Annotated in this window: 10 protein-coding genes and 3 pseudogenes; 4 read left to right on the forward strand and 9 right to left on the reverse strand. The window is 51.9% G+C overall.

What is annotated here, in order from left to right:
• Positions 1 to 7: 7 nt before the first annotated feature.
• On the reverse strand, positions 8 to 2,905 hold the full coding sequence (locus tag HV127_RS29865) for a Tn3-like element Tn5403 family transposase (protein WP_001553819.1): 2,898 nt from the start codon (positions 2,903 to 2,905) through the stop codon (positions 8 to 10).
• Between the two features lie 94 nt (positions 2,906 to 2,999).
• On the opposite strand from HV127_RS29865, the gene HV127_RS29870 reads away from it, so the two are divergent.
• Together HV127_RS29870 and repA are read left to right on the forward strand one after the other, a co-directional pair.
• Positions 3,000 to 3,605, forward strand: coding sequence for a recombinase family protein (locus HV127_RS29870; RefSeq protein ID WP_000509966.1), 606 nt, complete (start codon positions 3,000 to 3,002; stop codon positions 3,603 to 3,605).
• Positions 3,606 to 3,638: 33 nt separating this feature from the next.
• Positions 3,639 to 4,283 (forward strand): annotated as a pseudogene (gene repA / locus HV127_RS29875) (plasmid replication initiator RepA); the annotation flags it as partial.
• A 305-nt stretch (positions 4,284 to 4,588) separates the two neighbouring features.
• Here repA and HV127_RS31915 read toward each other — a convergent pair.
• Positions 4,589 to 4,936 (reverse strand): hypothetical protein, encoded by a 348-nt coding sequence (locus HV127_RS31915; RefSeq protein ID WP_228727540.1) that lies wholly within the window; start codon positions 4,934 to 4,936, stop codon positions 4,589 to 4,591.
• A gap of 470 nt (positions 4,937 to 5,406) precedes the next feature.
• On the opposite strand from HV127_RS31915, the gene HV127_RS29890 reads away from it, so the two are divergent.
• Both HV127_RS29890 and HV127_RS29895 read left to right on the forward strand, forming a co-directional pair.
• Positions 5,407 to 6,138, forward strand: a complete 732-nt coding sequence (locus HV127_RS29890; RefSeq protein ID WP_004098867.1) for an HNH endonuclease — start codon at positions 5,407 to 5,409, stop codon at positions 6,136 to 6,138.
• Between the two features lie 47 nt (positions 6,139 to 6,185).
• Positions 6,186 to 6,464: a hypothetical protein gene (locus HV127_RS29895; RefSeq protein WP_004098869.1), complete on the forward strand. Its 279-nt coding sequence runs from the start codon at positions 6,186 to 6,188 to the stop codon at positions 6,462 to 6,464.
• Between the two features lie 261 nt (positions 6,465 to 6,725).
• Here the strand turns inward: HV127_RS29895 and HV127_RS29900 are convergent, their stop codons facing one another.
• The 7 genes and pseudogenes from HV127_RS29900 to HV127_RS29930 all read right to left on the reverse strand — a co-directional run bounded on the left by HV127_RS29900 (position 6,726) and on the right by HV127_RS29930 (position 12,764).
• Positions 6,726 to 7,703 (reverse strand): Rpn family recombination-promoting nuclease/putative transposase, encoded by a 978-nt coding sequence (locus tag HV127_RS29900; protein WP_004098871.1) that lies wholly within the window; start codon positions 7,701 to 7,703, stop codon positions 6,726 to 6,728.
• Positions 7,704 to 8,074: 371 nt separating this feature from the next.
• On the reverse strand, positions 8,075 to 9,097 hold the full coding sequence (locus HV127_RS29905; RefSeq protein WP_001572362.1) for an IS110 family transposase: 1,023 nt from the start codon (positions 9,095 to 9,097) through the stop codon (positions 8,075 to 8,077).
• 289 nt (positions 9,098 to 9,386) lie between these two features.
• Positions 9,387 to 9,944, reverse strand: a pseudogene (locus HV127_RS29910) (IS3 family transposase); the annotation flags it as partial.
• 9 nt (positions 9,945 to 9,953) lie between these two features.
• The gene (locus HV127_RS29915; protein WP_064562008.1) at positions 9,954 to 11,105 is read right to left on the reverse strand and encodes an IS30 family transposase; all 1,152 of its coding nucleotides are present in this window, start codon (positions 11,103 to 11,105) and stop codon (positions 9,954 to 9,956) included.
• Positions 11,106 to 11,172: 67 nt separating this feature from the next.
• Positions 11,173 to 11,418: pseudogene (locus HV127_RS29920) on the reverse strand (transposase); the annotation flags it as partial.
• Positions 11,419 to 11,847: 429 nt separating this feature from the next.
• Positions 11,848 to 12,543, reverse strand: a complete 696-nt coding sequence (locus tag HV127_RS29925) for a nucleotidyl transferase AbiEii/AbiGii toxin family protein (protein WP_032736820.1) — start codon at positions 12,541 to 12,543, stop codon at positions 11,848 to 11,850.
• A 14-nt stretch (positions 12,544 to 12,557) separates the two neighbouring features.
• Positions 12,558 to 12,764, reverse strand: a complete 207-nt coding sequence (locus HV127_RS29930) for a hypothetical protein (RefSeq protein ID WP_032736819.1) — start codon at positions 12,762 to 12,764, stop codon at positions 12,558 to 12,560.
• Between the last annotated feature and the right edge of the window lie 306 nt (positions 12,765 to 13,070).

The raw sequence follows: 13,070 nt of genomic DNA on the forward strand, positions 1-13,070 counted from the left end.
TGACACCCTAAGCTTTCGGTTCCTTGGGCCAAAGATATTCGCCAGTCAGTAGAATGTGCGCCCAGCCCAATGGGGATATGTGGGGAAGAAATTCAGGGGGAACATCCAACCCTTCGTTCCGCCGCTCCGTGACGGCATGACCAAGATGGACGGTATTCCAGTAAATGATCACCGCAGTCAATAAATTGAGCCCAGCGATTCGGTAGTGCTGCCCCTCTGTCGTGCGATCGCGAATTTCCCCCTGCCTCCCGATACGGAGCGCATTTTTGAGCGCATGGTGGGCCTCTCCCTTGTTAAGACCGATCTGAGCACGCCGCTGCATGTCCGTATCCAGGATCCACTCAATAATGAAAAGGGTCCGTTCAATACGACCAACTTCACGAAGCGCAACTGCAAGGTTGTTTTGTCGTGGGTAAGAAGCGAGCTTGCGCAGGAGTTGGCTGGGCCTGATTTTGCCAGCGGTCATCGTCGCGGCACAACGGAAAATATCAGGCCAGTTCGCAACGATAAGATCCTCCCGGGCTTTTCCACCTACCAACTTGCGTAACTCCCTGGGGGTCGTATCGGGATTAAATACGTACAACCGCTTCGATGGCAGATCCCTGATTCGCAGAACGAGATTGTAGCCGAGCAGGCTACTGGCTCCGAACAAATGGTCGGTGAATCCTGCTGTATCGGCATACTGTTCGCGAACATGGCGACCGACCTCGTTCATCAGTAGTCCATCGAGAATATACGGTGCCTCGCTCACGGTCGCCGGGATCGACTGACAAGCGAATGGCGCGAACTGGTCGCTTACGTGAGTATACGCTTTGAGGCCGGGAACAGAACCATATTTGGCATTGACCATGTTCATGGCTTCGCCATGCCGCGCTGTCGGGAAAAACTGACCATCGCTCGATGCTGACGTGCCCATCCCCCAGACGCGTGACATCGGCAGTTTACCCTGCGCGGCCACCACAATTGCCAATGCCTGGTTCATGGCTTCGCTTTCAACATGCCAGCGGGCAAGGCGTGAGAGCTGCCAGTAATCATGCGTGTTTGTAGCTTCCGCCATCTTACGCAGGCCCAGATTGAGCCCTTCAGCGAGCAGGACGTTGAGCAGACCGATCCGGTCGCGACATGGAGCCCCGGTTCTCAGATGGGTAAACGCATCTGTGAAACCAAGGGCTGCATCAACTTCAAGCAGCATGTCGGTAATCCGAACGGACGGCATTCGGCGATACAGATCCAGTATGAGTGCCTCGGCACCATCCGGCACGTCTGCTGTCAACCTGTCGATCCGCAACGTTCCATCTTCTATGCTACCGTGCGGAATAGTGCCGTTACGGGCAGCCCGGGCCAGCCGCTTAAGAGCGATCGTGAGTCGCGCCTTTCTGTCTGCCAGCCAATCCTGTGGGTTGGAAGGCACGGCCAGTTTTGCATTTTCCTGCGCCGCGATCATCGGCACCAGTACCTGCTTGAGGTCACCATAGCGGCGCGAATGAGCGAGCCAGACATCTCCGGAACGAAAAGCATCCCGGAGGTGAAAGAGTACCGCCACTTCCCAAAGACGGGTATCTCCTTTTTCCTGAGCTCGTAAATGACGGTTCCATTTGGAGCTGGGCCGCAGGAAACGCCTTTCTGGCGATGCAACACCTTTCATCTCTCCGATCGACAAAGCTGCTGCTACCAATGGTCCGGCGACCGGCGCGGCTTCGAGCTTCAGACAGCGCAACATGCGGGGCGCATAACGACGAAAGCGATGGTATCCCTGCCCGACATATGCAAGAGGCTCATCGGCTAGCGTGTTGCTGAGTTGAGTCCCTGTCGCTACCAGTTGAGCGAGCCGGTCCCATGCAACCGAACTGGCGACAGCCATCTCCAGCGGGGTTCCGTCACTGCGGGCCTCAAGCAACGAAGCTCCCAGCGCGGTGAAGGTACGGATCGTATCCGTGAGTGTGGCTTTAGAGCCGGAAATTGTTTCGTCATGCTGGCGCTTCGCTTCCCGCCAGGTTTTTCCTACGATCCTGTCATGGGTTTCGACTATGGCATCAGCAATCGCCGCTTCCCACTCCACAACACAGACGGCAAGGATCGCCCAGCGGCGGTCCGAAGTGATGTCACGCAAACCGTCGGTGAAGTAGCGTTCACCCTGCCGACGCAGCCGGGCAATGCGATGGGCAGGTATGCTGGCCAAAGCACTATGATTGATATTCAGGGTACGCAGAAATTCGAGCCTGTCGAGCAAACGGTTAGCAGCAGCCGAGTTGTTACCAACCTCGAAGTTGCGAAGCCAGATGAAACGACTGATATTGCCGGCGAGCATTTCACTCAGAAGTTTGTCCAGGTGATCGCGAACATCCGCTGTTAAATTTTCCGCAATCCGCGTTTCAATCCGCCGCTCAGCGGCGACCAGAGCATCCGCGCACAAGCGCTCGATTGTCGATACTGCGGGCAGAATGGTGGAAGTTTCCCGACACCGCACAATAAAACGATGAGCAAGATCCTCGTTTGATCTGGCATCTTCGGCCTGGCCGAAAGTCCACTCCCGCAGATCACGGGCACCACGGCCCGTGAAGGTCTTGTAGCCGTAAATTTCGCGCAGCGTGTCCATGTGCTGCTGACGGGTTTGGCGCCGTGTGGCATAAGTGAGAAGCGCATCAGCCGGAACTCCAAGCTGAGCACCGACGAAGGAAAGGACTTCACGCGGGATCATCTCACCAGGAGCCAGTGCACGGCCCGGATATCGTAAGGCACAAAGTTGCAGGGCAAAGCCAATCCTGTTTTCCGGTCTGCGGCGCTGCCTAATGTTTTCCAGGTCATCATCGCCCAGCGTGTAGAACTTCAGTAGCGACAGTTCGTCCGTGGGCAGATCGAACAGCGCTGCTCGCTGCCGTTCGGTGAAAATATGGCGTCGTGACATACAAATTCGTCCCTTTTGAAGTATAGTCTGTTTTGGACAACAGCCAGCCCATATAAATCAGGGCGTTCCGATACAAAAATCCAGGAGGGTTCAATTGGGACATCGTGCCGCCATTTACTGCCGGGTTTCAACAGCGGATCAGTCTTGTGAACGCCAGGAATTTGATCTGCGAGCCTTCGCCGGCCGTGCCGGCTACGACGTGGTGGGAATATTTAAGGAAACAGGTTCAGGAACTAAACTCGACCGGGCCGAGCGAAAGAAAGTCCTGGCGCTTGCCCAGTCCAGACAAATTGATGCAATCCTGGTCACTGAGCTTTCCCGGTGGGGGCGCTCGACGCTCGATCTGCTCAATACGCTACGTGAACTGGAGAACTGGAAGGTTTCCGTGATAGCCATGAATGGAATGGCGTTCGATCTTTCGTCGCCGTATGGACGAATGCTGGCGACGTTTCTTTCCGGCATTGCGGAGTTTGAGCGGGATCTCATCAGCGAGCGGGTCAAGTCAGGCCTTGCTGTTGCGAAGGCACGTGGTAAGAGGCTTGGTCGTCAGGCCGGAGTGCGACCAAAATCAGACCGACTTTTGCCTAAGGTGGTTGCGATGAGGGCCGAGGGACGCAGCTATCGCTGGATCGCACGCGAGCTCGGTATCAGCAAGAATACCGTCGCTGACATCGTGCAACGACACAGAGCTAACGCTTAGGGTGTCATTTCGCCCTCAGCCGGAACCGACCCCATTGACGCGCTACTGCAGGCAATGTGTTTTCACTATGATCCACTGGCCAATCGCGTGCAGCGCTCGATTACCAATATGGCCATCGAGTGTGGACTGGCCACCGAGTCCAGGAGCGGCAACCTGTCAGTCAGCCGTGCCACCCGGGCGCTGAAGTTTCTGGCGGAGCTGGGGCTCATCACCTATCAGACGGAATATGACCCGCAGATCGGCTGTAACATCCCGACCGATATCACCTTCACCCCGGCTCTGTTTTCCGCGCTTGACGTTTCTGAGGTGGCTGTGGTGGCCGCGCGCCGCAGCCGTGTGGAGTGGGAAAACCTGCAGCGCAAAAAGCAGAAACTGAAACCGCTGGAGATGGACGAGCTGATCGCAAAAGCGTGGCGGTTCGTGCGTGAGCGTTTTCGCTGCTATCAGGCTGAGCGTAAATCTCACGGCCGGAAGCGGGATACTGCACGGCGGGATGCATCACGGCAGCGTCATGACATCGAGACGCGCGTGCGTCAGCAACTGACCCGCGAATACGCCACCGGACGCTTCAGGGGAGATAAAGAAGCGCTGAAGCGTGAGGTTGAGCGCCGTGTGCAGGAGCGCATGCTGCTGTCGCGCGGGAACAACTACACGCGACTGGCCACTGTGCCCATATAACATTACCTTCCTTAAAAAATCCGGCCGGCGCCGGAGGCTTTCGCTCGCCTGTTGCCCTGCTACTACGTATTATCTTATCTTCAGGCCTGCATTCCTCACCATAATTCCGGTCTTCCTGGCGTCAACGTGGCCTTAAATGTTATCGCCGGCGTCACTTCTGACGGCCGATTTCTGTTATCCACATATAACTGCAAGGGAGTATTTCATTAGGCTACAACCGTGATACGCACAAAGCACATGCCGTCGGACTTTCAAGGCGCGTGGTTCCTTTTAAACACCAGCTCTGTACCTCTTTTAAAGATCCTTTAATAAATCCTGTAAACACATAACCTGTTCATCGCCTGCCCTGTGGACAGGCTCCTGAGAATGGCCGCCCTTGCAGCGACCTGACGGTCGCGCCGGTTCGGTAACACCAGTGAGAGCTCCCATCGCTTCGCGACGGGCCCCGGCCGGAGAATTAAATTAGTTACAGCATTCAAAAGGAAATCCATCATAAAACCGGCGCCGGTTTGCCAGCCAGGAGCCCCTCCCCACCACTGAAAAGCGCCGCCCCACCCCGGCCAGCGGCCGGGGTAATGCATCGCTTTAAAATGACGGATGTTGTAACTAGATTTAGTGGTTGCTGCAGGTAGTGTTGCTTTGAGTTCTGGCATACACGCTCGTAAGCGGCCCTTACGGCCCGCTAACGCGGAGATACGCCCCGACTGCGGCTATCGCCTTGTCGTGACCACTCCGACCGCGCACAGCAGCTTCTGAATCGTTTTCAGCGGATTTGGTTGGGCTTAGCAGGGTGGGGGATTATTACGGCTGAAGCCGTAATGCTTTTTTCGTCCTCGCTTCGCTGCGGGGGTCTCCGGCGCATAGCGCCTCCCATGCGCTCACGCGCATCTTAAAACCGTCCCCGGCATACCCTGAGCGTGAAGCGTGTTCAAGCAGGACTGAGAGGCCAACAGGGTAATGTCAGAAAGCCATTGTTGGTTTTCTGTTAAAAAATCGGTGACATTTTCTTCTATCTCATTCGCTTTTTCTGTTCAGAACCATGAATTATTTGACGCCAGAGTCGGGATATCAGACTTATGCATGTAAAATACGTGCCCGGAGCTGAACGGAAACAGAGCAGAGAATGAACCGCAAACAATTTATTCAGAGCCGGGGCGCCAACTGTCGTAACTGGACCTGGAGCTGGTCTTTTATTAATCATGACGACCAGCTGGTCATCTTCGGGGCATGGGACGTTGAGCGCGACCAGGAGCGCGCTGTCATCCTGCGGGAAGAATGGGAGTACAACGCCAGACTCAGAAAGAATCCCGGCTACACCCAGGCGGTTGAGCATATCGGCTACATCCTCGGGGGATACGACCTGTACACCTTCAACATGGTGCAGGCCACCAGTCCGGATGCGCCGGACGTCGCGGTCATTCAGGATTTTGAGCGCCGGCTGGAAAAACGCTTTCTGAGAAAAGAGGGCGCCGTCTGGTACGCCGACTTCACGGCCAGTCCGTACCCTGAGGAACTGTCCGTTGCCGGCAGTTACAGTGAGGGTGCTACAAAAACCATCACCGTTAATGCATACGAACGCGACCCGGCCGCCCGGCGGGCCTGTATTGCACATCATGGTGCTGTCTGTCAGTGCTGCGGATTCGATTTTGAGAAAACCTGGGGCGAGCACGGGAAAGGATTCATCCACGTTCATCATATCCGGCCGCTGAGAACGCTCGGGGCTGACTATCAGATTGACCCGGTAAACGAGCTGGTCCCGTTGTGCCCGAACTGCCACGCCATGATTCATCGGGGCAATGAGGCAAAGCCGTTGTCCGTTGAAGAACTTCGCGCCATGATGAGGCCCGCCGGCTGAATGCCGGCATTCTTACAGACACGAAATACTGTTAACCGGAGCCCTGCATGCGCGTTGCCGAACATATCCTCCTCGATGCCCTCACTCGCGGAGGATGCATCAAAACCTTTTACCGCATATCCTCACGACAGGCTGCTGAATCGGCCACGCGGATACCTGAGGGGTATATTCTGGAGTCTCCCGGCGACCGGGAAGATATTGTACTCAGCCATGCGGACTTTCATGCGCTGGAGAAGCTGCTGGAGCAGAAGGATACCTGGGAGCAGATGGTCGGGGTGACCTGTTTTGGTGGGGCAACCTGGAAGCTGAGAGCCGGGTCCATGTGATGAGTGGCTGGGGTGCTGAAATAATTCTTTTATTTCAGCAGTGGCATTCCTGCAGTCCAAGACTACAGTCTTCTTACCGGATGCATTGTGTCTGTCCCACACTCCGGGGATTTCCCTTTGACGGACTACAATTGTGTCTGGCCAGCGCCCTTCAGGCTGGCTTTTTTTCGCACAAACCTGTTCAGACTAGGTCTGAATGGTTGTCTCCCTGCCCTGCCCGTTTACGCTGATGGCCAGACAGGGAGTGCCAGGAAAGAATGGTTAGTGGCGGATCTGCGCCAGGTCGTCTTCCGTCAGACCGGTCATTTTCATCACGGTACTGCGGTCAATGCCGTTCTGCAGCATGGTACGGGCAATTTTCAGAGTCGCTTCGCGCTCACCTTCTGAACGGCCTTTTTCAATACCCCGTTTTTCACCCAACTGGATGCCCTGCTCAATACCCTGCTCAATACCCTGCTGGATACCCTTCTCAATACCTTTCTGCTCGAGCTGTTGTGCGATGGTCATAAGTGCGTCTCCGTGTTGCGGCACACGCTGTGCCAGTTCGCGAACAAAGGTTTCGGCGTCGGCTGTCTCGCCTGCCTGGACTATATAGTTTACCAGTGATATGACCTGGGATGAAGACAGGTATCCGGCCAGCAAAATGGGCGCCAGACGGTCAACCAGTTCAGCGAGGTCGCGCTGATGAATATGTTTCTGAAGCAGCGTCAGGGCGGCCATGCTGCGATGGCCAGCGATGTCATCATCCGGAATAACGGTCACATCAACCAGCGGGAAAGCGTTGCTGTAGAGTGTGCCTGCCAGCGCTGGGTCGTCAAACTCATCCAGCCAGCGGGTAGAGTACGGATACGGACTGCGTTTACCGGTATAGAACAGGACCGGTATCACCAGGGGGAGCTTCTTATGGCCCGCTTCCAGATGGCGCTGCATGGCGGCCACCGCGTAACGTATCAGGCGAAACGCCATATGTTTGTCGGGTGAGGACTGATGCTCAATGAGCACGTGAACGTAGCCATCCCCGGCGGTGGTTTTCAGGCTGTAGAGGACGTCGCTGAAATACTGGCGGAGGTCATCCTCAACGAACGAGCCGGATTCGAGTTTCAGCGTGCTGAGGTCACAGATGGCCTGCAGTTCTGCCGGGAGATGCAATTCCATGAAATCCCGGGCAATATCGGGTTGCGTCAGGAACTGCCGGAATGTCGCATCGTGAGGAGTGGGTGTGCTGTTTTTCTTCTTCATCAGCCCTGGCTCTGAAAAATGACCCGGATATGCTATCACAGGCAGGAGCAGCACATAATGGCCAGTCAGATGATGATATAGGGGTCAGTTTGGATATAGAGAATTATTGTACTATAAGGGCTTCCCCGGCGTGTCAACGCCGGTGTTTATGGTTTCTGTCTGCTCTTCAGTAAAAATAAAGGGGAGAGACTGCGGTACTATAAACGGCCATGATGAATCGTCATCGATTCGGACCCTGATGAAAGACGCGCGTGAGGTTCTTGTTCGTTAAGCGGATACGTATATCCTGTACAATAGCCAGATAGGCCTCACGGGGTCTAACCCTTTATCATCAACGAATTGCAGGTCAGATGGTTATTTTGTTTCGTGCTTTAGCTGGCTGAGTACAGCCTGAAATCATCACCGTAATGCAATGATGCCCAGCACAGCCTTGCGTTTTTGGCGGCGATGGCTACAACGGCACGCCAGTATCCTCTGCGATCGACCAGTGAACAGACCCAACGACTGAATAAATCAGTCCTTTTCTCGGCACCAATCAGAACCGAACGAGCCCCCTGAACCAGTAGCGTTCGCAGATACGAATCGCCAGCTTTAGTTATCCTGCCAAGCTTTGATTTCCCACCACTGCTGTACTGCGATGGCGTTAGTCCCAGCCAGGCTGCCAGTTGTCGCCCATTTTTAAAATCGTGTGCATTACCGATACTGGCGACCAGCGCACAGGCCGTTGTGGGACCAATCCCTTTCAGTTCCATCAATCGCTGGCTGCGGTGATCTGTTTTTGCCATGCGGGACAAAATCCGGTCATATTCAGTAATATTATCTTCAATACGATCAATGTGTTCCAGCAGGTCATTAACACATTGTTGAACCTGAAGTGGCAAAGAACTCTTCTGCTCAGAAACCATGTGACGCAGGGCATCTGTACTTTGTGGGGCGATGACACCGAATTCCGATATCAAACCTCTCAATCGGTTATATGTTGCTGTTTTCTCTTCGATAAAACCCTGTCTGATACGGTGTAGGCATTGCATCGCCTGCTGGCTCTCATCCTTCACTGGTACAAACCGCATATGCGGGCGACGAACTGCTTCACAGATAGCCTGAGCATCAGCTGCATCATTTTTGCCTGATTTACCGGCCATGCGGTAAGGAGATACAAATTTAGCAGCCATCAGCCGTGGTTCATGACCATATTGCCGAAACAACCTTGCCCAGTAGTGAGCCCCGGAGCATGCCTCCATCCCGATAACACAGGGAGGTAAACTGGCAATCAGCTCAGGAAGGGCAGCACGCGATACTTTGGGTTTAACCAGAACAGTTTTACCGTGTTGGTCAACGCAGTGAACAGCGAACACATTTTTAGCAAGATCGATACCGACAGTCGTGATGGTCATAACGAATCCCTCCGGGGCTATGTTTACCCCATGATTGCACAAGAGTTAATCAGGCGCATATCCAGGGGAAGTCCCTTCCATTCGGTAAGCCTGTTTTTTGAACAGACTTACCTATAGCAATAGGGTGTACTCCCGCGCTATACGGCATTTTCAGAGGTTTGACCTTAATCGGATAACCTAAATGCGATACTGCAAGAGCGACAACTTAAAAGCGATAGCCACTGACGCAAAATCAACCCCTTACGAACCAAGATTGGTTAAATAATGCGCTTAACGTACAAAAATTTCCGATCTCCAAACTGACCCCGTTCAGGACAATGTCCTTTGTCATCCGGGATTGCATGGACCAGCCGATAATTTTGCGTGAGAACAGATCAACAACAACGGCAAGATACAGCCAGCCTTCGTGGGTCCTGATGTAGGTTATGTCCGTTACCCAACGCTCATCCGGAGCATCCGGATTGAACTGTCGCTGGAGCCTGTTGGGCGACACGATACTGGCCTCGCCTTTACGTGCCCGCGGGCTCCGGTATCCGACCTGAGCCTTTATCCCGACACGTTTCATCAGTCGCCAGACCCGGTTCACTCCGCACTGTTGCCCGCTGTCCCGCAGATCCAGATGGATTTTGCGATAACCATAGACGCATCCCGATTCCAGCCAGAACTGTTTAATCTGTCCTGTCAGTCTCAGGTCTGCCTGATGGCGTTGTGAATGCGGCTGCTGAAGCCAGGCGTAAAAACCACTGGGATGAACATCCAGCACCCGACAGAGCAGGCGAACAGGCCAGCAACAGGAGTTGTCACGGATAAAGGCGTACCTCAGTCGGACAGCTTTGCGAAGTACGCCGCTGTAGATTCAATCTGTCAACGCAACACCCCTTTCAATTATCTCTTTCGGTGTTTTGAACTTCAGCGTCTTTCTTGGTCTGTTGTTTAGCTGAGCTGCAACCTGATCCAGCTCATGTTGAGTATATTGGGCAAGGCATGTCTTTTTGGGAAAGTACTGTCTAATTAGCCCATTAGTGTTCTCGTTTGTTCCCCGCTGCCAGGGACTCTGAGGATCGCAGAAGTAAACTTTAACTCCGGTGCTGCCAGTAAATTCCAGATGCCTGGCCAGCTCCATTCCTCTGTCCCATGTCAGTGATTGCCGGAGTTCAGGCGGCAAGCTCAGGAATTTGTCGGTAAGAGCCTGATTCACTGAGAAAGAATCTTTGCCCCTGAGTCTAAGAATGATCGTATAACGTGATTTTCGGTCTACAAGTGTGGCTATATGCGAGTTTTTTGTGCCTGATACTAAATCGCCTTCCCAGTGCCCCAGAGAGCGTCTGTTATCGATATGCCGGGAGCGTTCGTGAATTGGCGTTCCGTTCACTATGTTGATCGTACCTCTTTCACCTTTGCGGGTATGGCGTCTGCCATGACGAAGGCTATGCGACCGGCGCAGATGCTGTACATTCAGGTGGTGTAGCGCTTCACGGCTACGAAAGTACAGCGTTTTATAAATTGTCTCAGGTGATATTCGCAGTGTTTTTTGACGCGGCTTCGTTCGCCTTAACCATCCTGATATTTGCTCAGGAGACCACTTCATCTCCAGCTTTTCCAGAACAAGCTCTCGCAACGGTAAATTCTGATCCAGTAAGCACGGTTTTGGTCTTTTCGCCATCCTGTTGGCCCGGTTATTAGCATCAACAGCTTTGTAATAGCGCCTACCTCGATTACGCTGAACTTCACGTGAGATCGTCGAAGGACTACGATTTAGCGCAGTAGCTATCGCACGAATGCTCATTTTGGCTGACAAACCGGCTCGTATTTCCTCGCGCTCAGACAGCGTCAGGTGAGCTACAGCCCGCTTGCGCTCATTGGGTTTTATGCCGCCAGTATCTCTTAACATAGTGAAGATTGTTCCTGGTTTCGAACCCAGGATATTAGCTATTTCACTGAAGCCTGTTCCGTTCTTCCACAGTTCAAAAACAGATGCTTTTTCCTTTGCTGTAAATGTCCGTCTCATTCAAAAATCCTCCGCAACCCCATGTTTTCACATGACTGTTGCGTTGACCAATTGAATCTACAGCGGCTTTTTTTAATATGTCCCGTTCGTCGGTAACCCGTTTCAGCTCTTTCTGGAGACGGCGGATCTCGGCCTGAGCATCTGACTGTTCTTTATTAGTGGAAGAATCCGGACCGTACTTCTTTATCCAGGCATAAAGGCTGTGGGTGGTGATATCGAGACGTGTTGCAACGCTGGCAACAGAATAACCGCGATCAACAACCTGTTTGACTGCTTCAGTTTTAAACTCTTCGGGATAACGCTTACCGCTCATGGGCACCTCTCTTTAAGCCATCTTAAATGACTCTGAGGTGTCTGTTAAACCCATGGCGATTCACAAGGTTGATTTTAAAGTTAGCACTAGAAGAAAGCCCTGCGGCTATCAAACCTGTCAGTGAGCCAGCAACACGCTATAAGCAGATAATGCCGTCAACGGACTGGTATTTCCGGCATGATAATGTCGAAGGTTGTTCAACCAAGAGTACCGTTTACCAATTGGCGGCATGGGCGCTGACTCATGACGGGGAAATTGTTGGGCTGGTTACAGTGCGTGATGTTGAAACTGGCCGTCCGAAACTGGTAACTCCACCTCCAATTGCAGGGGATTATCTACACAGAGAGCAATTAGAAGCTGATGAAGTGTCAGCCTCGAAGCGTAGATAGGTGCTGTTAATGGAGGCTAGCATCTTTAGCCTCCACCATTTTAAGATAGATTTGCTAGTACCTGTGGAGCAACATCACCAATGAGTTTTTGAGCAAAATCATGTTGAATTAACATAGCATCGGCAAGCTCATAATAATGAGCACTATTGGTTTGTATATCTTTAAGCGAGCGGATTAGATCGCTTAAAACAGAAGAACCATAATGTTTTTCGGCCTTTGTAATTGCGCTTTGTGGTATGCCTCCCCACGCATCATACATAGCCAAAATATCAAAAATATCCTTACACTGCCCATGCATACATCTATCTGAATTTGCTAATAATTTAGTATAAAAACAGCTTTCTTGATCTATGAAAGGAATAGGGAACAACTTGCGCGTATCAGCTACTAAATCGTAGTTATCGAAACTAACTATCTCAAGCTTTATCGTTGCGTCCTGTTCTTTTATGAAGGTGCGAACTCCATATCTATCAAACATTATTTCTCTGGCATACTGGAAGTCTTGTTTTACTAAGTTGCCAAGTGAGTTGGATGTAACTTGTTCCCGTACGGCTCGATAAGATGATTTATCAGGGCACAAAAAATCAACATCGATCGATTCTCTATACTCATCTATTTCAAGGGCAATACGAGTTCCCCCTCCGAAATAAATAGAGTTAGCAAAAAAAAAGTCGGCATTGAAATTATTCAATACCGACCTGATTAGTTTATGATGCTTAATCTTATATTCGTTCACTACAGAATGAATCCTTATGCAGCCATAAAGACACCGTTACCGTAAAAATCAGTTAAGGCATCAATCAACTGGCGTTCATTTTGACCTATATGTTTTTCATCAACAAAATTCCAACGCTCTTCGTACATACGAAAAGCCAACATTGCGGGAATTTTCTGAGTGTGAAAATCCCACAGCACTTTATCCAGTTCAGGATAGTTGCCTCGAATAATTTCACCCATAAAGTCACCTATTGCAGTCTACAGACATAGTTACGAGGTTATAGCAAATGCCACAACCAGTTTCGTGTCAAAAAGTGCTATTCCTGCAATTATCATTCAATTATATTGTTGTGATTACCACACGCTGATGTGTTGGCCATCTCCTGATGTGTGCCACCGGCGCTTTAATGTTTCTATAATTTTCATTAGGTTACATATTTTACTACACAACATTAAAACATCAATATTTTTGAATCTCTTAACAGCATATGTGTACTACGTGAAATCGGAGGGAAGGGTAGGGGGAAAGTAACGGATTTTTTGCGT

Origin of the sequence: Klebsiella sp. RHBSTW-00215 (assembly GCF_014103785.1) — a bacterium.
Classification (GTDB): domain Bacteria; phylum Pseudomonadota; class Gammaproteobacteria; order Enterobacterales; family Enterobacteriaceae; genus Klebsiella.

Bases quoted from the DNA above. Each gene is read 5' to 3' on its own strand.
- HV127_RS29900 (WP_004098871.1), bottom strand. From the start codon at position 7,703: ATGAAGAAGAAAAACAGCACACCCACTCCTCACGATGCGACATTCCGG.
- HV127_RS29865 (WP_001553819.1), bottom strand. From the start codon at position 2,905: ATGTCACGACGCCATATTTTCACCGAACGGCAGCGAGCAGCGCTGTTC.
- HV127_RS29915 (WP_064562008.1), bottom strand. From the start codon at position 11,105: ATGAGACGGACATTTACAGCAAAGGAAAAAGCATCTGTTTTTGAACTG.
- HV127_RS31915 (WP_228727540.1), bottom strand. From the start codon at position 4,936: ATGCCAGAACTCAAAGCAACACTACCTGCAGCAACCACTAAATCTAGT.
- HV127_RS29905 (WP_001572362.1), bottom strand. From the start codon at position 9,097: ATGACCATCACGACTGTCGGTATCGATCTTGCTAAAAATGTGTTCGCT.
- HV127_RS29930 (WP_032736819.1), bottom strand. From the start codon at position 12,764: ATGGGTGAAATTATTCGAGGCAACTATCCTGAACTGGATAAAGTGCTG.
- HV127_RS29895 (WP_004098869.1), top strand. From the start codon at position 6,186: ATGCGCGTTGCCGAACATATCCTCCTCGATGCCCTCACTCGCGGAGGA.
- HV127_RS29890 (WP_004098867.1), top strand. From the start codon at position 5,407: ATGAACCGCAAACAATTTATTCAGAGCCGGGGCGCCAACTGTCGTAAC.